We start from the raw sequence: 18,044 nt of genomic DNA on the forward strand, positions 1-18,044 counted from the left end.
GGCTGGGCCGGCTCCGAAGAGTCGGGGTTGGGCGCCGCCTTAGGCGCCCGAAGTCCCTGCGGGACTGCCCCCACTCTTAAGTCGCTCGGCCCAGCCTGCGAGCCGGGAGGCCCCCGACAGCCTTGCGTCTTCGATTTTCGAAGCACGCACGTAAAACAAAAAAGCCCTGCCTTGATTATGGCAGGGCTTTCATCGGGGCGGCAGGGCCGCCCTGGGCCTTATTCGGCTGCGACGACCGAGACGATCTGCTTGTTCAGGGCGCCCTTGACGCCGAACTGCACCTTGCCGTCGACCAGCGCGTAGAGGGTGTGGTCCTTGCCCATGCCGACGTTCACGCCGGGATGGACGCGCGTGCCGCGCTGGCGCACGATGATGCCGCCGGCCAGGATTTCCTGGCTGCCGTACACCTTCACGCCCAGGCGCTTCGATTCTGAGTCGCGGCCGTTGCGAGTCGAGCCGCCGCCTTTTTTCTGTGCCATGTTTAGCTCCTGCTAAATACCGGATGCATCAAGCCGTGATGGCTTCGATGCGGATCTCGGTGTAGTTCTGACGGTGGCCTTGATGCTTTTGATAGTGCTTGCGACGGCGCATCTTGAAGATCGTGACCTTGTCGTGGCGACCGTGCGCAAGAACCGTAGCCTTGACCACGGCGCCGGCCACGAGCGGAGTGCCAACTTTCAGTTGGTCGCCTTCGCCCACGGACAAAACCTGGTCCAGGGTGATTTCTTGCCCGATGTCAGCCGGTATCTGTTCTACCTTGAGTTTTTCGCCAGCGGCAACGCGATACTGCTTGCCACCGGTTTTTACGACCGCGTACATGGGGGATTCCTTAAAAGAAAAGAGCTTCGGGTTCGTAAAAGAGAACCCGAGCCCGCCATTCTAGCCAGGCCCTGTGGAAAAGTCAAAAAGCTCAAGTGGGGCAAGGATTTAGCCTCCAGGACTGGGGACGGATGGTCCCACCCCGTATAATCGCGACGAATTCCCGCCGGCGCCCCGGCGCGAGCCCAATCCGCCCGCGCCGGCGCGCGGCATGCTTTGTACCGGAAACGCCTTGAACCTCCCCGAGATCATTGCCCCCATCGCCGATGACATGAAGGCCGTCGACGCGGTCATCCGCGCGCGGCTCAATTCCGACGTGGTGCTGATCCGCACGATCGGCGATTACATCATCGGGGCGGGCGGCAAGCGCATGCGGCCGGCCATGGTGCTGATGGTGGCGCGCGCGCTGGGCTATCAGGGCAGCCACCATCATCTTATGGCTGCCGTGGTCGAGTTCATTCATACCGCCACCCTGCTGCACGACGACGTGGTCGACGAGTCCGACATGCGCCGCGGGCGCGGCACGGCCAATGCCGTATTCGGCAACGCCGCCAGTGTGCTGGTGGGCGATTATCTGTATTCGCGCTCGTTCGAGATGATGGTCGAGGCCGACGACATGCGCATCATGCGCATCCTGTCCGAGGCCACCACGGTCATCGCCGAGGGCGAGGTGCTGCAGCTGCTCAACGTGCACGACCCCGAGGTCTCGCAAGAGCGCTACCTGCAGGTGGTGCGTTACAAGACGGCCAAGCTGTTCGAGGCGGCCGCCCAGGTGGGCGCGGTACTGGCCGGCGGCACGCCGGCGCAGCAGGAGGCCGCCGCGGCCTACGGCCGTCACGTGGGTACGGCTTTCCAACTGGTCGACGACGTGCTCGATTACAGCGGCGACGCCCAGGCCCTGGGCAAGAACGTGGGCGACGACCTGCGCGAAGGCAAGCCTACGCTGCCGCTCATTCGCGTCATGCAGGTGGGGTCGCCGGCGCAGCAGGCGCTCATCCGCGAGGCCATCCGCACCGGCGACGCCGACTTCGCCGCGGTGGCCGCCGCCATCCAGGCGACCGATGCGCTCGATCACACGCTGGTCGCCGCCCGCGACGAGGCCGAGCGGGCCCGCAAGGCCTTGGCCGACTGGCCGGTTTCCGTTTGCCGCGAATCTCTGCTAGAATTTTGTGCTTTCGCGGTTGATCGCGACCGCTGAAAACACGTTTTTCCCAGAGCAACCGGAGCGTAGCTCAGCCTGGTAGAGTACTGCGTTCGGGACGCAGGAGTCGGAGGTTCGAATCCTCTCGCTCCGACCAGTTTTTCTGGTCGGTTCGTTACTCTGGTAAAGACGTCAAGCGTTGGGCAATCGGGATCAACACTCGAGCGCGCCTGAATTCGCCCTCGATTGCACAAAATTTTCAAACGCCGTTCTCACGGCGTTTTTTATTTGCGCGTTCGTGTCGCGTCGGTCGTGCGCACCGGCAAGCGCCAACGTCACGCATGCTCCTGCTCCGGGCAGAGGTTCGGGGCCGGGGCGGTCCGCCAAGAGTAATATGCCCCGGGCGGCGCGGCGATGGGGTCCTGCCGCGAACTTTCCTTTGCTCTCGATCCTTTCGCCATGTTGCTCCGTTTTGCACGCACCCAGGTCCATCCCGCGGGAGAAGGGGTTCCCTCTGCCGAGCGCCTGAGCGCGATGCTGTCGCTGATGCTGGGCGTGTGCATGTCCAGTCTGGACACGGCTATTGCGAATACGGCGCTGCCCACCATGGCGCGCGATCTGGCCACGACCGAATCGATGTCGGTATGGATCGTCAGCGCCTATCAACTGATCATGGCCGCCTGTCTGCTGCCCCTGGCCGGACTGGGCGAAATCGTCGGCCATCGGCGCGTGATCATGTCGGGGCTGATTCTCTTCAGCGTCGCTTCGCTGCTCTGCGGCCTGTCGTCGTCGCTGGAGTGGCTGGTAGTGGCGCGGGTGCTGCAAGGCTTCGGCGCCGCCGCGGTAATGTCGGTCAATGCCGCCATGCTGCGCTTTGTCTATCCGTCGAACCAAATGGGCCGCGCAGCCGGCATCAATGCGCTGGTCGTGGGCATTTCGTTCGCGTCGGGGCCGACCATCGCCTCGCTGATCCTCTCCCTGGCGAGCTGGCACTGGCTGTTCTGGGTCAATGTGCCGACAGGCATATTGGCGGTGTACCTGGGGCTGCGTTCGCTGCCCGCCACGCCGCGCGGCAAGGAGTCGTTCGACCATGTCGCCGGGGTGCTGTGCTCGGCGTTCTTCGCCTTGCTGATCTTTACGCTCAACGAGGCCGCCCATGCGCAGGGATGGGGCAGGGTGGCCGGCGAGTTCGTGCTGACCCTGGCGTTGCTCCTGCTGTTGCTGCGTCGCCAGTCGGGCATGACGGCGCCGGTGCTGGCGGTGGATCTGCTGCGGCTGCCGGTGTTTGCGCTGTCGGCGCTGACGGGCGTGTGTTCGTTCGCCACGCAGGCGCTGGCTTTCGTGTCCCTGCCCTTTCTGTTTCAGCAGGTGCTGGGCTATACGCAGATCCAGACGGGCTTTCTCATTACGCCTTGGTCGGCGGTCGTGGCGCTGGCCGCGCCCATCGCCGGTCGCCTGTCCGACCGCTACTCGTCCGGGATGCTGGGGGGCGTGGGCCTGGCGCTGCTATGCCTGGGCATGGTTTCGTTGGCCTTGCTGCCGCATCAGCCCTCGGTGCCGGATATTCTCTGGCGCATGATGCTCTGCGGTGCGGGATTCGGTTTCTTCCAGTCGCCCAATATCCGCGCCATCATGACGTCGGCGCCGGTCGAACGCAGCGGCGGGGCCAGCGGCATGGTCGGCACGGTGCGGCTGCTGGGCCAGTCCTGCGGCGCGGCCATGGTGGCTGCGTGCCTGCACGTATCCAGCGCGCACGGCGCGCTGGCGGCTCTTTGGCTGGGCGCCCTGTTTGCGGGGCTGGCCAGCGTGGCCAGCTTCATGCGGCTGCAATATCGCTGACGCGACGCCCTCACTCGACCTGCAGCAAGCCCATCATGCCCAGGTCTTCGTGCTCCAGGATATGGCAATGAAACATGCGCAGACCCGCCATGCGCTGCACGGTTGCGATGCGCACGACTTCGTTGGGACGCAGGTTGACGGTGTCGCGCCACGCGAGGAAAGGCTCGGGCGTGGTCTTGCCCTCGAAATGATGGTCGAGCACCTGAAATTGCGTACCGTGCACATGGAAGGGGTGATCCATGTCGGTGAAGTTCTGCACCGTCCATACCTCCACCTCGTTGCGCCGGCTGGTCATGGTGACGCGCGCGGGGTCGAAGCTCTGGTTGTTGATCAAAAAACGCATGCCACTGGGCAGGCCCATCGGGCCCATGGCGTGCATGTTCTGCATATCGATCTGCTCGGTCATCATCACGGTTTTCTGCGCGGCCGGCTCGCCCATCGGCTCGATGGCGCGCAGCCAGGCGGGCAGGGTGCGTGCGCCGCCGGCCGTCGGGGCGAACTTCACCTGAGCCAGTATGCGGTCGGTTTCGGCGGGAACACTGCCCGACATGCTCATCTTGCCGCGGTTGTAGGCCAGAGCTACCAGCGCGGCCTGCGAGTTTGCGGAGCCTGCATGCACGATGAGTTCGGCGCGCGCGCCGGGCGGCAGCAGCAGCGACCTTAGCCCCGCGACGGGCCGCTTGAGCAGGCCGCCGTCGGTGCCGACCTGCGTGAAAGCGCGATGGTCGCTGAATGCCAGCTTGAGATAGCGGGCGCTGCAGGCGTTCCATATGCGCCAGCGCTGGTCGCCGTCCACCGTGATCTCGGGCCGCAGAGCGCCGTTGACCAACACGTATTGTCCTTCGCGGCCGTTCATCCAGTCATCCATGCCGTTGGGCGGAATGTTGCCGTTGATGTCCAGGCGCAGATCGGTAAAGAACAAGTGCTTCTCGGGCCAGGCGGCCAGCGGATCGTCGGGGGCGCGCACGATGATGGGGCCCGCCAGGCCACGAAACACTTGTTCGGCGGTCTGCATGTGCGGATGCGGGTGGTACCAGTAAGTGCCGGCGCTGCCCGGGGGCAGCGTGAACTGGTAGATGCGGGCCGCGCCCGGCGCGACGGCGTCCTCCGGGTTGCCGTCCTGATCCGGCGGCACGGGCAGGCCGTGCCAGTGGATGGTCGAGGGTTCCGGCACCCGGTTGTCGAAGCGGATCTCGATTCTGTCGCCTTCGCGCACGTCGATGAGCGGCCCCGCGATGCCATCAGGCGATTCGTTCACGCCCGCGGTGTATTGCCACATGGCGGTGTCTTTGCCGTCGATGAACGTCTGGGTGGTCGGCTGCGCAGCCAACGCGGCGCGGAACAGGCGCGGTGCCTGGGCCTGGTCGGACACGGAGTTGGGCAGCTTGAACAGGGTCGGCAGCGGCGCGCCGGACGGCAGGGCATCGGGCCCGGCCAGCGGCGCGGGAGGAGGGGGAGGCAGCGCCGGTGCGACGGGCACCACCGCCGGGGCGTGGCCCATGCCGTGCATCGGCGTCATGCTGGGCATGGCGCGGCCGGCCTGTTGGGCGAGCGCCGAACGGGCCAGCAGCGCCGTGCCGCCGGCCAGAGTCTGGACGAGGAAGTTTCTGCGTTTCATCGGTGAGTCCTGCGCGCAAATGACAGTCGGGCGGCGCGCTGTCGCGTCGCCCTTGCCTGGACAACTATAGCCCGTGCGCGCCCGGACTCGCCGCCCTAGGTCGGGGCGTGATTTTCCAGCGCCGGCGCAGGCGCGCGCTGCGAATCCGGTTGGTTCTCCAGAACCGTCAGGGAGCGGGTGTTGAGCTTGAACACCGACACGGCCTGAGCCAGGCGGTTGGCCTGGTTTTCCAGCGAGCCGGCGGCGGCGGCCTCTTCCACCAGCGCCGCGTTCTGCTGGGTGGTTTCGTCCATCTGCGAGATGGCCTGGTTCATTTGCTGGATGCCTTGCGATTGCTCGGTCGAGGCGCTGGAGATTTCGCTGACGATGTCGGTGACGCGCCGGATGGAGGTCAAGATCTCCTGCATGGTCGCACCGGCATGCTGGACCTGCGTCGCGCCGGCTTCGACCTTGGTCACCGAATCCTGGATGAGCTGCTTTATCTCCTTGGCGGCCTGGGCGCTGCGCTGAGCCAGCGTGCGAACCTCGCCGGCCACCACCGCGAAACCCTTGCCCTGTTCGCCCGCGCGCGCCGCTTCCACTGCGGCGTTCAGCGCCAGAATATTGGTCTGGAAGGCAATGCCCTCGATCACCGCGACGATGTCGGCGATCTTGTGCGAACTGGCCGAAATGGCCGACATCGTGTCCACCACAGCCGCCACGGCCGAGCCGCCGCGGGTCGTCACGTCCGAGGCGGTGGTGGCCAACTGATTGGCCTGGTGGGCGTTCGCTGCATTGTGCTGCACCGTCGAGGCGAATTCCTCCATCGAGGCGGCCGTTTCTTCGAGCGAAGCGGCCTGCTGTTCGGTGCGCGCCGAAAGATCGGTGTTGCCCGCGGCGATCTCGCGTGCACCGACGTTGATTTCATCGACGCCCGTGCGCACGGTATGCACGACCTTGGCCAGATTTTCCTGGGTGCGGCGCAGATTGTCGAAGAGTCGGTGGATCTCGTTGCGCGATGTCGAGGGCACCGCCGGCAGCGTTTCGCTCAGATCGCCCTGCCCCAGTCGCACCATGCTGCTGATGACGCCGCGCATGGGGCGCAGCGTGCTGGCGGCGAGCCAGCCCACCAGGCCTGCGATAAGCACCGCGCCGACCATCAGCATCGCCAGCTGGATGTGTATGGCCTTGTTGCTGGCGGCCAGGAAGTCGGCGCTGCGGCCGTGCGCCACCATCAACCAGTTCCAGTGCGGGATGCGGCGCCAGGCGATGAAATCGGTCTTTCCGTCGCCGTTCATGTCGACCTCCGCCGAACCCGACTCGCTGCCGGTGATCAGGTCGCGCACCTTGGGCAGCACGACCTTGTCCAGCGACTCGCCCGGCTTCATGCCGTCGCCTGCAAGGTAAGACCAGGTCTTGCCGTCGTCGGAGGGCCGCAGCACCGCCAGCGTACCGAAATCGGCCACACGGGCCTTGTTGATCCAGGCAAGCAGACGCTGCACCTGATCGTTGACATCGACGCGCATGGTCAGGCCGGCATAGATGTTTCCGTGCTCGTCGAGCAAGGGCTTGGTGCTCAAGGCGTACCACTTGCCGAAACGCTCGATCAGGCCCTGGGCAGGCTTGCCGGTATCCAGCGCTCTGGACATGATGTCGTTGGGGGCGAGTTTGGTGCCGAACATCGGCTGCCCCTTGGCGTCCCGTAGCAGGGTGGCAGCGCGCATCCAGGTGCCTTGGGTCTTGAGCAGCACGGCCGGATCGGCGTTGGTAAAGTCGTGCACGTGCTGCGGAGCAGCATCGTTGGCGTTGATGGTCTGGCCACCCGCGACCAGGCGCGGCGCGGCGCTGGTGGCGCCGGTGTCCACCGTGGTGCCGTCCAGTTTGGGATCTCCCCCCAGCGTTTTCTCGAATACAGGCATCAACGACGCGGCGCTCTGGCTCGCCGTCGTGAACACCAGCTGCAGGGATTCATCGGTATTGGCCAGCGCCGCCTGCATTTCCCGCGCGACATTGGCCGTCGCATCCCGATGGCTCTGCCAGGCCATTACGCCGGCCGCCAGGCCCATGACCAGAATGGTGATCAGCAGCGTGGCCGTCACGAGTTTCCAGGACATCGACCGCACGGCCAGCCAGCCCGAACGGATGCGCACGGCCGCGCCGCGGTTGGACGACGATGGGTGGGTAAGCGTGGTCATGGTTTGTCTCGCGAGTGACGTTATGAATAATTTGCTTCACGTATAAAACGCTTTTTCCGCCGGCAGTCGGGGGAATAAGCCAGGGGAAGAAAGCCATTCCTGATGATTGGGCCGGGGCTTGGCGTAAACTTCGCCGGGCCTGCGGACTTTTGCGCGGGCCACGAACAGGAAACGCCGAAAAATATGGAACTGCATTATTTTCAGATACTGATTCTGGCCGTCGTCCAGGGCGCGGCCGAGCTGCTGCCCGTATCCAGCTCGGCCCACGTGATCGTGGCCGAAAAGCTGATGGGCCTGGACCCCACCACGCCCGAGATGACCATGCTGCTGGTCATGCTGCATACCGGCACCATGTTCGCGGCCATCGTGTACTTCTGGAGAGCCTGGATCACCACGTATTTCGCGTCGTTCTCGGCCTTTCGCACCCATGCGCTGCGCATAGTCGCGGCCACCGCGGCCACGGGCGTCGTGGGCCTGGCGCTGCTATTCATCATCAAGCATTTCTTCTTTCGCAACGCGTCGAGCTTCGAGATCGAACACTTGTTCGGCAACACCAGGCTGATGGCGGTGTCGTTGGTCGTCGGGGGCGTATTCATCATCCTGGCCTCGCGCCTGCGCGAGCGTTCCGAAGACCTGACGCTGCGCGGCAGCATCTGGATCGGCGCGGTGCAGGGGCTGTGCCTGCCCTTCCGCGGTTTTTCGCGCTCGGGCGCCACCATCTCCACCGGCATGGTGCTGGGTGTGCCGCGCCGCCGCGCAGAAGAGTTCAGCTTCGCGCTGGCCGTAGTGCTCACCCCGCCTGTCATCGCCAAAGAGGCCTGGCGGCTCTACAAGGCCGCGCACCTCCAGGCGGCCGGCGGCGGCCATGCCGTGAATTTCATGCACCAGATGGGGCCCAGCCTGATTGGTATGGTGTTCAGCTTCCTGGCCGGATTGGTGGCGCTGCGCTGGCTGTCGAAGTGGCTGGAACAGGGACGTTGGCACTACTTCGGCATCTACTGCCTGGCGGCGGCCGGCGTGGTGCTGGCGATAGGCTGATTCCGGCTTTTCGGCCCGGCCTGGCGCGACCCTGCCTTCTTTACTCGCCGGCTCCGCAGTTGGCGAGCACCTGCAGCAGCAGCTTGCGCAAGGTCTGCCGGTCGCGTTCGCTCATGCCCTCCAGGTAAAGGGCTTCCAGTTCCAGGGCGGGCTCCAGCATCGACTCGAAGGCCTTGCGGCCCTTGGGTTCCAGATGCACGTGCACGCTGCGCGTGTCGGTGCTGTTGCTGCGCCGGCTGATATAGCCTAGGCCTTCCAGCGCGCGCAAAGAGCGCGACAGCGTCGACTGCTCGGTCATGGTGGCCTGCGCCAGTTCGCCGATGCTCAACCCCTCCCGTCCCGACAAAAAAGCCAGCACGCGCCAGTGCGTCAAGGTCAGTCCGTGCTGTTCGAGAATGTCGAGCATGCGCCGGTTGATCTGCGTGGCGGTCCGGTTGATGAGGTAGGGCAGGAACCGGTCGTGGCCGGGATAGGTCGAGGCGGACATGAATCAATAGGCAATGGGCAGGCGTCGTCGCACGAATTGTAGCGAGGCGTTGAGCAGCAGCCCGATGAGCGAAATCAGCACCAGGGGCACGAACATGTCCACCACCTGGTAAGAGCGCGCCGCGGTGACCAGCAGGTGCCCCAGTCCGTCGCTGGACGAGATCATCTCGGCCAGGAACACGTTCAGGCAGGCGATCACCAGCGCAATGCGGCAGCCGGTGAGTATGGGCCCCATGGCCGCAGGCAGCTTCACGGTCAGCACGACGGTCGAACGGCTTGCGCCCGCGGCCTGCGCGGCCCACACCAGTTTGGGCGGCACCGAGCGCAGGCCGTGCAGCGTCGCCAGCATCAGCGGGAAGACCGCGTCGGCCACGACCAGGGCGATCTTCGAGGCATGACCGAATCCCAGCAGCAGCACCATGGCCGGATACAGCGCAATCTTGGGAATGGGCGAGGCCACGCGCACCAGCGGCGTAAGAAAAGGCTCGGCGCCCTGCGCCATGGCGATGCCCAGGCACAATCCCAGCGCCAGCGCGATGAAGAAGCCCGAGAAAAGACGTATGAGCGTCTGGCCGATATGAAAGAGAAAATCCGGATCTAGCAGATCGTGCGCCAGACGCAGCGCGACGGCGACCGGCGAAGGCAGTAGCCTGGCCGGCGCAAGGCCGGCCAGGCATGCCAGCTGCCAGATCGCCAGCAGGCCGATCACGGGCCAGAGCGCGTCGTGTCTTGCGAACCAGACAAAGAGCGGCGAACGCCGCGCTCGGGCGCGTAGAGGGTCCATATCAGCTCGTCGATCCGGGTTGCAGGGTATCGGCCCAATGCGTGAGCGCCGCGCGCAGGCGTTCCATCAGCACATCGAGCGCGACGCCGATGACGGCGATGATGAGCATGACGGCGTAGACGTCGGTGTAGATGGCCATGTCCATGGCGTTAAAGAGCAGATTGCCCGCGCCGTTCTGTCGCGCGATCATTTCCGAGCTGATCATGGTGATGAGCGCGATCGATATTGCCACGCGGCAGCCCAACATGACCTCGGGCAGCGCAGCGGGCAGAATCACCCGCAAGAGTCGCGCCAGTCGGCCCATGCCCATGGCCTGGGCCGACCAGATCAGCTTGTCGTCGACCTGTTCCGCACCCTGGCTGCTGTGATAAAGCAAAGGCAGGCTCACTCCCATGAAAATCACCAGCACCTTGGACAGATCGCCGATGCCCAACCACAGCATGATGATGGGCATCAGGGCTGCCTTGGGTATGGGATAGGCCAGGGCGGTCAGCGGGTTGAGCAGGCGCGCGAGCGGCTTGCTGCGGCCCATGGCCAGGCCCAGCGGCACGGCGACGAGCAGACCCAGGCCGAAGCCCAGCGCCATGCGCCGCAGCGAGGCCAGGATGCCGAGCACGTCCTCGCCGTTGGATAGAATGACGGGCACGTCGCGCAGGGTTTCCCAGGCGGTGGGCAGTTCTTCCCGCTTCAGCCACATCGCGGCGGCCTGCCAGATCAGCAGCAGCGCAGCGCAGGCCAGCACGGTGCGCCAGTTCCGGCGCCAGGCCCGTTGCGGCGCGCGGGGCCGCGTCATGCGGCGGTCTCCGGCGCGCGGGCATGGTCGAGCAGCGCTTCGAGCTCCAGCACGTACCGCTGGTAGCGCGGATCGGTCAGCAACTGCGACCGCACGCGCGGGCGCGGCAGATCGATGTCGGCGATGCGCAGCAAGCGGCCCGGCGAACCGCTCATCACCACCACCCTATCGGACAGGTACACGGCTTCGTCCACGCCGTGCGTGACGAAGAGCACCGTTTTGCGGTCGCGTTCCCAGATGTCGAGCAATTCGTTCTGCAGCGTGGTGCGGGTATGCGCATCCAGCGCGCCGAAGGGTTCGTCCATGAGCAGGATGCGCGGCTCGTAGGCCAGGGTGCGGGCAATCGCCACGCGCTGGCGCATGCCGCCCGAGAGCTGTTTGGGATAGAAGCCTGCGTAGTCGGCCAGCCCCACCTTGTGCAACAGCGCCTGCGCCCGCCGCTTGGCCTCCTGGGCCGGCACTTTCTGCACCGTCAGGCCGTACATGACGTTCTGCAGCACGGTCTTCCAGGGAAAGAGCGCGAATTCCTGGAAGACGGGACCACGGTCCGGTCCCGGTTCGTGTATGGGCTTGTCGTTCACGCGGATCTCGCCCGAAGAAGGCGCGACGAAGCCGCCTACCATGTAAAGCAGGGTGGACTTGCCGCAGCCCGAGGGCCCCAGCAGCGAGACGAACTCGCCTTCGCGCACGCTCAGGTCGATGTCGGTCAGCGCCAGGTGCGCGCCCCGTCCCGGCACCTCGAAGCGCTTGGAAAGTCCTGCGATCTCGATCAGGCTCGTGGGCATCGCTCGGCCTTATTGCAGCGGCGCGGTCAGATCGTTCCGGCGAAAGTCCGACACCTTGAGCGGATGCTTGAGCAGGCCCAGTTTGGCGTACTCGTCGAACATGGTCTGAATGGCGGCGAAATCGGGGTGGGCGCCCGGGTCGCGGGCAAAGTCCTTGTCCGTCAGCAAGTAGTCCTGCAGCGCCGCCACCGGCGCATGCGTGATCTCGGCATCGACCTTGAGCGTCTCGTCGCGATGCGCGAGGGCCATCTTCATGGCGCGGGTCAGGTCGCGCACGTAGCGCTTGATCAGTGCGGGCGATTTGTCGGCGATGTCTTTGCGGCAGACCTCGACAATCTGCACGGTGTTGGGCATCAGGTCCTGCATCGAGAAGAGCGAATGGATGCCGCCTTTGGCCTGCGCACGTCCCGCGAAGGGCTGCACGAATACGGCAGCGTCGACCCGGCCGCTGCGCAGCGCAGCCTCCGAACCGGGAAAGCCGGTCTCCACCAGCTTCACGTCCTTGGACATGTCCAGGCCGTGCTTGTGCAGTATGGCGGCCAGTTGGCCGGCCACGCCGGAGCCGTACACGTTCACGCCGATGGTCTTGCCCTTGAGGTCTTCGACGGTCTTGATGGGCGAGCCGTCCAGCACGCCCCAATACACCGAGAACGACTTGGCGCTTTCGCCGGCATGCTGGGCCACGATATAGGCCTTCAGGCCGCCGTTGACGGCGCCTTGCCCCAGCGAGAGCGGAGCCTGTGACGAGCAGTCCAGAGCGCCTGCAAGCATGGCTTCGACCATGGGCGCCGTGCCCTGGAAGTGCGTCCATTCGATCTTGTAGGTCTTGCCCAGATCGGGGAAGGCATCGGGCCTGCGCATCATCCAGTATTTGGCTTCTTCGGCTGGAATCGTCCAACCCACATGCAGCGTGGGGATGTCCTTGGCATGCGCCGCGAAGGACAAACCGGCCAGGACCATGGAAAAAAGGAGAAAACCCCCGCGCCGCGTCTTGGGTGTGCCGCCCTCCGAGAGGGAGGTTTTTGCCATGAGGCGGCTCAGCGGCGAAAAAAACTTCATCGGTTTGAAAGCCATGTGAGTGAACTCCAGTGGTACGTACCGTGAACAGTCGAACGCCCCCGCGAAGGAGGCCCGGGGAAATCGAACTACGTGGTCTGAACGTCCTGGTCCTGCATATTGATTTCCAGAATGCGCACCATGCGGGCCAGCGCGTCACGCTGAAAGCGCTGCGCCTGCTGCGCGTCCCAGGCATAGAGGCCTTGTCCGGTCTTTACGCCCAGCTCGCCGGCCTGCATCTTGTCGTTGATGATGCGCGGCGCGGCGTAGCGCGCGGGATCCAGACGCGAGCTGAGATAGCGGCTGGCGTGATACAGAATGTCCAGGCCGCCGAAGTCGATGAACTCCACCACCCCCATGGCCGCGTAGCGCGGGCCGAAGCCGTAGCGTATGGCCTTGTCGATGTCGGCCGCCGTGGCGGTGCCCTCTTCGATCATGCGGGCCGCTTCGTTCATGACCAGCGTCTGTAGGCGCGGCACGATATAGCCGGGTTTGTCGTTGCACACCACCGGCACCTTGCCGGCCGCCTTCAGCGCGGCCAGCGTGTTGTCGAGCACCGCCGCCGAGGTGCCGGCGTGCGGCGAGACTTCCACCAGCGGAATCAAATAGGCGGGATTGAGCCAGTGCGTATTGAGAAAGCGCTCCGGATGCGCGACCAGTCCGGCCAGCTCGCTGGCCAGCATGGTGGACGACGACGAGGCGATGATGGCGTCGGGCGCGGCATGCAGGCCTACGAATTCCAGGGCTTCGCGCTTGGCTTGCAGCGTTTCGGGAACGGCTTCGAAGAGCAGCGAGGCCGCGGCCAGCGCGGCGGGCGCGCCGGCGCGGTTCGCGAGCGTCACCAGATCCGGAGCAGTCTGCGCTGTGGTCTGATCGACGCATCCCAGCGCCAGCAGCCGCGAGAAGATATCGCGCAGTTCGTCGCGCACCTCGGCCCGCAGCGTGTCCCAGGCTTCGTTCGTGCGCGGGCGCAGATCGATCAGAGTGAAACTCTGTCCGGCCAGGGCATAGGCCGCCGCGATGCCGCGACCCATGCGGCCCGCGCCAAATGCGGCGACTGAAGGCGCGTTCATGATGCCCCCTTGGCGCTGCGCGCCGTCCCCCCGAGGGGGAATGAGCGCTTGAGGCGGCTCAGCGCGCTCATGATGCCCCCTTGGCGCTGCGCGCCGTCCCCCCGAGGGGGAATGAACGCTTGAGGCGGCTCGGCGCGTTCATGATGCCCCCTTGGCACTGCGTGCCGTCTCTTCCGATGGAGAATGAGCGCTTGAGGCGGTTCGGCGCGCTCATAGTCCTTCTCCGGTCACCAGCTTGCGCTGCAACGTGTCTGGCGTGAATGCGGCCAGGCCCAGAGCGCCGATCGTGCGTGGGCCGAGCTTGAGATTTTTTCCGCCGATGGCGCCGGCGATGGCGAGCAGGCCGCTGGCGATGGGCGCCGACGCGCCGCACCAGTCGGCCACCGACACCAGGAAGGCCAGGCCGTAGTGCACGTCCTCGGTCATGTAGCGGTGCGTAAGCAGGTCGATGTTTTCGCGCCAGTCGCCGCTATCGACCAGGCGTTGGTGCGCGTCGCCGTACATCCATTGATCGCTGACGTAGTGGTCGCGCAGCGGAAAGTGCGGTGCCTTGTAGCCCAGCTTCTCGCGCACGTGGATTCGTTCCTGGTCGAGCAGGTCGGTAACGGCGCGGATGGCCGGCTGCGTGCCTTCGTTGTGGATGTCCCAGGACGGGAAATGCTGCAGCGGCCCCGCGTTCATCAGAATGAGCGGCGGATGGATGATGGGTCCGGCGTTCATCAGCGCGCCGGACAGCGCGTCCTCCACGGGCTCGACGGGATAGCCCTGGCGCAGCACCTTGAATGCATGGTCGGACAGGCGGGCCGGGAACACGCCCGTGGGCAGGCGCGTGGCGTAGCTCGTGATGGTGACCTGCTGTTCGCCGTGCTTGCGGGCCAGATAGGGCAGCGTGCCGGTCTCGCAGAACGCCACGTCTGCCGTGTTGCCGGCCTGACGCAGGGCGCGCCACATCACCAGGCTGCCGAACGTGCCGGGCGGCAGGAACACCACCTGGCCGTCCTTGAGGTGAGGAGCCAGTTTGTGCGCGATGTCTTCCTGGGCGAAGGCCGGCGTGGGCACCACGATGAGTTCGGCGCCGCGCACGGCCTCGCCGATGTCGGGCGTATAGAGCGCGATGCTCAGATCGTGTTCGCCGTTCTTGTCTTTCATGGCGATGGCATGGCCTTGCGCGCGTTGGGCGGCCTGGCGGCGCCACAGACGGACCTCGTGTCCGCGCAGCGTGAAGTCCGCCGCCGCCGCGTAGCAGCCGTGTCCGCCGCCGAGTATCGCTACTTTCATCGTGAATCCCCAGAGATGGGCGGGCCGGATGAGAAGGCTTCGGTCTGCGCTCATCAAGATGTATGCACATGCATGTATAGGCAGAGTAGAGGAGACGGAGAGCCCGGAACAGCTAGGGAATTCCTGGGGGTCGATCCAGTCTGTGCTGTTGCGTTGGGCAGGATGAGGAATAGAATTTGCAGCAAGCCGAATTTTGTTCGGGTGGATCATGCTCAGTTCCCTCAGTGTCTTGTTTGTCGTCATGACGTCGGCGAATCTCATGAGCCTAGTGATCCTCGGGTCGCTGCGTCATGCTTCCATCCCCGGCATCGGTCGCTGGATGGCGGCAAACCTGCTGGCCATTGGGGGCATGATTCTGTATGCGCTGCGCGATGTCAGTGCAAATTTTCTGCTGGTGATCTTCAGCAATGCGCTGTTTTGCTTCTCGATCGTTCTGGGTTACCAGGGGTGTCGGCAGTTTTTCCGGCTGCCGCCCACGACGCCGGGGCCCTACGTCGGCGCGGTGTTCGCGATAGCGGGCATCGGCTACCTGTACATGACGGGGCAGGATCTCGGTGCGCGCGCCATCGTTTTTTCGATTTTCTTCGTCTGCATGTATGCCGCCATGGGCCGGCTCATCTGGGCCAGCCAAAAGCCGGAGCGGCCGTTCTATGCCTGTGGCTTCATGCTGGGCGTGCTCGCCCTTGGGGTGCTGGCCAGCGCCGCGCGGGGGATGTCATTCGCCCTGGGCTTGGCGCACCAGAAAACCCTGTTGCTGCCCACGACGCTGAACATTGTCTTCGTCTTCACGCTGCTCCTGATCCTGCCCGCGCTGTCGATCGGCATGGTCATGCTCGCGCATGACAACATGACCGAACGCCTGGAGCGTTGGGTCAATCAGGACGAACTGACGGGGGCGCTGACCCGGCGCGGCTTTTTCGCCAAGCTGCATGCGGTCATCAAGCAGACCAGTCGAGCCAGCGGGATCTTCTCGGTAGCCATCGTCGATCTGGATCACTTCAAATCCATCAACGATCAGTACGGGCATGCGATGGGCGATCTGGTGCTGACGCGGGTGGGTCAGCTCATCGTCTCTTCGCTGCGCGAAGCCGATGTGTTCGGTCGTTTGGGCGGTGAGGAGTTCGTCATCATGTTCCCGGGCCTGCATCGGCGTGAAGCGGCTGCCCGGTTAGACGCATTGCGCATGAGCCTGCGCGATGACTTTGCTCGCATGCAGGACGACGCGGTGCCCGTCTTTACCTTCAGCGCAGGCGTTGACGAGTACCGCATGGGCGAGCCGATGGAAAACCTGATGCATCGCGCCGATACGGCGCTGTATGCCGCCAAGGCGCAAGGGCGCAATCGGGTTCTGTCCGCCGATCAGGTGCCTTTCGAGCCGCAGAAAGTCCCCGCCGCAGCCGCTGCCGAATCGGCCGAACCGGCATGGGTTCGGTCGACCATCAGGGCCGACGACTGAGTCGGTGCGAATGCCGCGCGCAGCGCCGCCGATTTACGCCGAGCGACGCCGGTAACCCCGCGCAGCCTGCAGCAGGCTGCGTGTGTAGTCATGATCCGCACGGCCCAACCGGATTGCTTCGGCCGTGGTGAGTTCGACGATCTCGCCCTGGCGCATCACCGCGATGCGTGAACACAGAAAACTCACCACGGCCAGATTGTGGCTGACCAGAACCAGGGTGAGGCCGCGCTCGCGATGCAGGCCGCGCAGCAGATTGAGGATTTCCGCCTGCACCGAAACGTCCAGCGCCGAGGTCGGCTCGTCGAGCAGCAGCACGCGGGGCTCGACGATGAGCGCGCGGGCAATGGCGACACGCTGGCGCTGTCCGCCGGACAACTGATGCGGATAGCGAAAACGGAAGGCCGGTCCCAGGCCCACCGAGCGCAGCGTCTGCGCGATACGTTCATCGTGCCGGTCAAGGCCGTTGATGACGAGAGGCTCGCGCAGTGTGCGGTCCACGGTGAAGCCCGGGTGCAGCGACGCATAAGGATCCTGAAACACCATTTGTGTGTCGCGCGGCGCGCGGGCACCTTTCGACAGCGATTCGGGCCGATTGGCGAGCACGATGCGGCCCGAGGCGATCGGCATCAACCCGCCGATGGCGCGCAGCAGGGTTGTCTTGCCCGAACCCGATTCGCCCACCAGGCCGTAGGCTTCGCCCGCAGCCACCTGGAAACTGGCGCCGCGCACCGCCCGCACCGGACCGTCGCGGCCGGGAAACTCGATACTCACGTTCTGCGCCGCGATCACGGCGCGTCTCCTGCAGCCTGCAGGCTGGCCGCACCACGCCATCCCGGATCGCACCACGCCGGGTCGCGTTCCATCACGGGCAGTCGCTCGGGCGGATCGGCCAGCGCGGGGCTGGCGGCGAGCAGAGCGCGGGTATAGGGGTGCTGCGCCTGGCGCAGCGCGCCGGCGGCGCAGGTTTCCACCACGCGGCCAGCATACATCACGGCCACGCGGTCGCAGAAGGCGCCGACCAGGGGCAGGTCGTGGCTGATGAAGATCAAGCCCGTGTTGTGCCGGGCGACCATATCGTCGAGCACGTCCAGCACCTGCATGGACACCAGCACATCGAGCGCGCTGGTGGGTTCGTCGGCCACGAGCAGGCGCGGCCCGTTGGCCGCCATCATGGCGATCATCACGCGCTGCCCCATCCCGCCGGACAATTCGTGCGGATAGGACGCCGCGACTCGTCTGGCGTCGCGGATGTGCACGGCGTCCAGCGATGCCAGGACCTGCTCGTCCATGTCGCGCCGCTTCATGCCGGGGTTGCGCAGCGCCCAGGCTTCGCGCATCTGCCGGCCCACGGTCATCACCGGGTTGAGCGAGTATTTCGGATCCTGCAGAATCATGCCCATCTCTTGTCCGCACAGCCGGCGGCGCTCGGCTGCAGACATGGCGAGCAGGTCGCGCCCCGCGTAGCGCAAGGTGTGCGCCGACACGCGGGCGGAGGGCGGCAGTTGCCCCAGCAGCGCACGGCCGGTGAGGGATTTGCCCGAGCCCGATTCGCCGACGATGCCCAGTCGCTCGCCCGGCGCCAACGTGAGCGACACGCCGCGCACGGCCGGCGCCCATTGCCGGTCCGGACCGGGAAAGGCCACCTGCAATTGGTCGATTTCGCACAGCAGGGAGGCGTTCACTTCAGCTCCTTCGGATGCGGCG

At 65.4% G+C, this 18,044-nt stretch carries 17 protein-coding genes and 1 tRNA gene; 5 read left to right on the forward strand and 13 right to left on the reverse strand.

The genetic code is table 11. The features are described 5' to 3' along the window. Positions 1-218 precede the first annotated feature (218 nt). Together rpmA and rplU are read right to left on the reverse strand one after the other, a co-directional pair. Complete coding sequence (gene rpmA / locus ACTHJ1_RS03410) at positions 219-479, reverse strand: 50S ribosomal protein L27 (RefSeq protein ID WP_440187689.1); 261 nt, start codon at positions 477-479, stop codon at positions 219-221. Between the two features lie 28 nt (positions 480-507). Continuing rightward, the gene (rplU, locus tag ACTHJ1_RS03415) at positions 508-819 is read right to left on the reverse strand and encodes a 50S ribosomal protein L21 (protein ID WP_019937145.1); all 312 of its coding nucleotides are present in this window, start codon (positions 817-819) and stop codon (positions 508-510) included. Between the two features lie 232 nt (positions 820-1,051). Between rplU and ACTHJ1_RS03420 the strand changes: the two genes are divergently transcribed. From ACTHJ1_RS03420 to ACTHJ1_RS03430, 3 genes are all read left to right on the forward strand, one after another. Next, entirely contained in the window at positions 1,052-2,017 is a 966-nt protein-coding gene (locus ACTHJ1_RS03420; RefSeq protein WP_440187974.1) for a polyprenyl synthetase family protein, read from the forward strand. 23 nt (positions 2,018-2,040) lie between these two features. Continuing rightward, positions 2,041-2,117: transfer RNA gene (locus ACTHJ1_RS03425), tRNA-Pro, on the forward strand. A gap of 302 nt (positions 2,118-2,419) precedes the next feature. Beyond that, positions 2,420-3,799 carry an MFS transporter gene (locus ACTHJ1_RS03430; protein ID WP_440187693.1) on the forward strand — a complete coding sequence of 460 codons (1,380 nt, stop codon included), beginning with the start codon at positions 2,420-2,422 and terminating at the stop codon, positions 3,797-3,799. A 10-nt stretch (positions 3,800-3,809) separates the two neighbouring features. On the opposite strand, the gene ACTHJ1_RS03435 is transcribed toward ACTHJ1_RS03430, so the two are convergent. Beyond that, positions 3,810-5,417, reverse strand: coding sequence for a multicopper oxidase family protein (locus tag ACTHJ1_RS03435; protein WP_440187696.1), 1,608 nt, complete (start codon positions 5,415-5,417; stop codon positions 3,810-3,812). A 95-nt stretch (positions 5,418-5,512) separates the two neighbouring features. Beyond that, the gene (locus ACTHJ1_RS03440) at positions 5,513-7,591 is read right to left on the reverse strand and encodes a methyl-accepting chemotaxis protein (RefSeq protein ID WP_440187699.1); all 2,079 of its coding nucleotides are present in this window, start codon (positions 7,589-7,591) and stop codon (positions 5,513-5,515) included. 189 nt (positions 7,592-7,780) lie between these two features. On the opposite strand from ACTHJ1_RS03440, the gene ACTHJ1_RS03445 reads away from it, so the two are divergent. Beyond that, the gene (locus ACTHJ1_RS03445) at positions 7,781-8,629 is read left to right on the forward strand and encodes an undecaprenyl-diphosphate phosphatase (RefSeq protein WP_440187977.1); all 849 of its coding nucleotides are present in this window, start codon (positions 7,781-7,783) and stop codon (positions 8,627-8,629) included. Positions 8,630-8,669: 40 nt separating this feature from the next. Here ACTHJ1_RS03445 and ACTHJ1_RS03450 read toward each other — a convergent pair whose 3' ends face one another. From ACTHJ1_RS03450 to ACTHJ1_RS03480, 7 genes are all read right to left on the reverse strand, one after another. Beyond that, complete coding sequence (locus tag ACTHJ1_RS03450) at positions 8,670-9,116, reverse strand: MarR family winged helix-turn-helix transcriptional regulator (protein ID WP_440187702.1); 447 nt, start codon at positions 9,114-9,116, stop codon at positions 8,670-8,672. Between the two features lie 3 nt (positions 9,117-9,119). After that, entirely contained in the window at positions 9,120-9,899 is a 780-nt protein-coding gene (locus tag ACTHJ1_RS03455; RefSeq protein WP_440187705.1) for an ABC transporter permease, read from the reverse strand. A 1-nt stretch (position 9,900) separates the two neighbouring features. Further along, positions 9,901-10,692 (reverse strand): ABC transporter permease, encoded by a 792-nt coding sequence (locus tag ACTHJ1_RS03460; RefSeq protein ID WP_440187708.1) that lies wholly within the window; start codon positions 10,690-10,692, stop codon positions 9,901-9,903. After that, positions 10,689-11,477, reverse strand: a complete 789-nt coding sequence (locus tag ACTHJ1_RS03465; RefSeq protein ID WP_440187711.1) for an ABC transporter ATP-binding protein — start codon at positions 11,475-11,477, stop codon at positions 10,689-10,691. The genes ACTHJ1_RS03460 and ACTHJ1_RS03465 overlap by 4 nt, the downstream gene beginning before the upstream one ends. A 9-nt stretch (positions 11,478-11,486) precedes the next feature. Next, complete coding sequence (locus ACTHJ1_RS03470; protein ID WP_440187714.1) at positions 11,487-12,506, reverse strand: ABC transporter substrate-binding protein; 1,020 nt, start codon at positions 12,504-12,506, stop codon at positions 11,487-11,489. Positions 12,507-12,622: 116 nt separating this feature from the next. Then, positions 12,623-13,606 (reverse strand): 3-hydroxybutyryl-CoA dehydrogenase, encoded by a 984-nt coding sequence (locus ACTHJ1_RS03475; protein ID WP_440187717.1) that lies wholly within the window; start codon positions 13,604-13,606, stop codon positions 12,623-12,625. 210 nt (positions 13,607-13,816) lie between these two features. Beyond that, positions 13,817-14,884 carry an NAD/NADP octopine/nopaline dehydrogenase family protein gene (locus ACTHJ1_RS03480; RefSeq protein ID WP_440187720.1) on the reverse strand — a complete coding sequence of 356 codons (1,068 nt, stop codon included), beginning with the start codon at positions 14,882-14,884 and terminating at the stop codon, positions 13,817-13,819. A gap of 259 nt (positions 14,885-15,143) precedes the next feature. On the opposite strand from ACTHJ1_RS03480, the gene ACTHJ1_RS03485 reads away from it, so the two are divergent. Then, complete coding sequence (locus ACTHJ1_RS03485) at positions 15,144-16,340, forward strand: GGDEF domain-containing protein (RefSeq protein ID WP_440187723.1); 1,197 nt, start codon at positions 15,144-15,146, stop codon at positions 16,338-16,340. A 33-nt stretch (positions 16,341-16,373) separates the two neighbouring features. Here ACTHJ1_RS03485 and ACTHJ1_RS03490 read toward each other — a convergent pair whose 3' ends face one another. After that, positions 16,374-17,171, reverse strand: coding sequence for an ABC transporter ATP-binding protein (locus tag ACTHJ1_RS03490; protein ID WP_440187980.1), 798 nt, complete (start codon positions 17,169-17,171; stop codon positions 16,374-16,376). Beyond that, complete coding sequence (locus ACTHJ1_RS03495) at positions 17,126-18,022, reverse strand: ABC transporter ATP-binding protein (RefSeq protein WP_440187726.1); 897 nt, start codon at positions 18,020-18,022, stop codon at positions 17,126-17,128. Before ACTHJ1_RS03495 ends, ACTHJ1_RS03490 begins: the two co-directional genes overlap by 46 nt. Between the last annotated feature and the right edge of the window lie 22 nt (positions 18,023-18,044).

It is taken from the genome of Bordetella sp., assembly GCF_051960075.1.
GTDB lineage: Bacteria > Pseudomonadota > Gammaproteobacteria > Burkholderiales > Burkholderiaceae_B > Bordetella.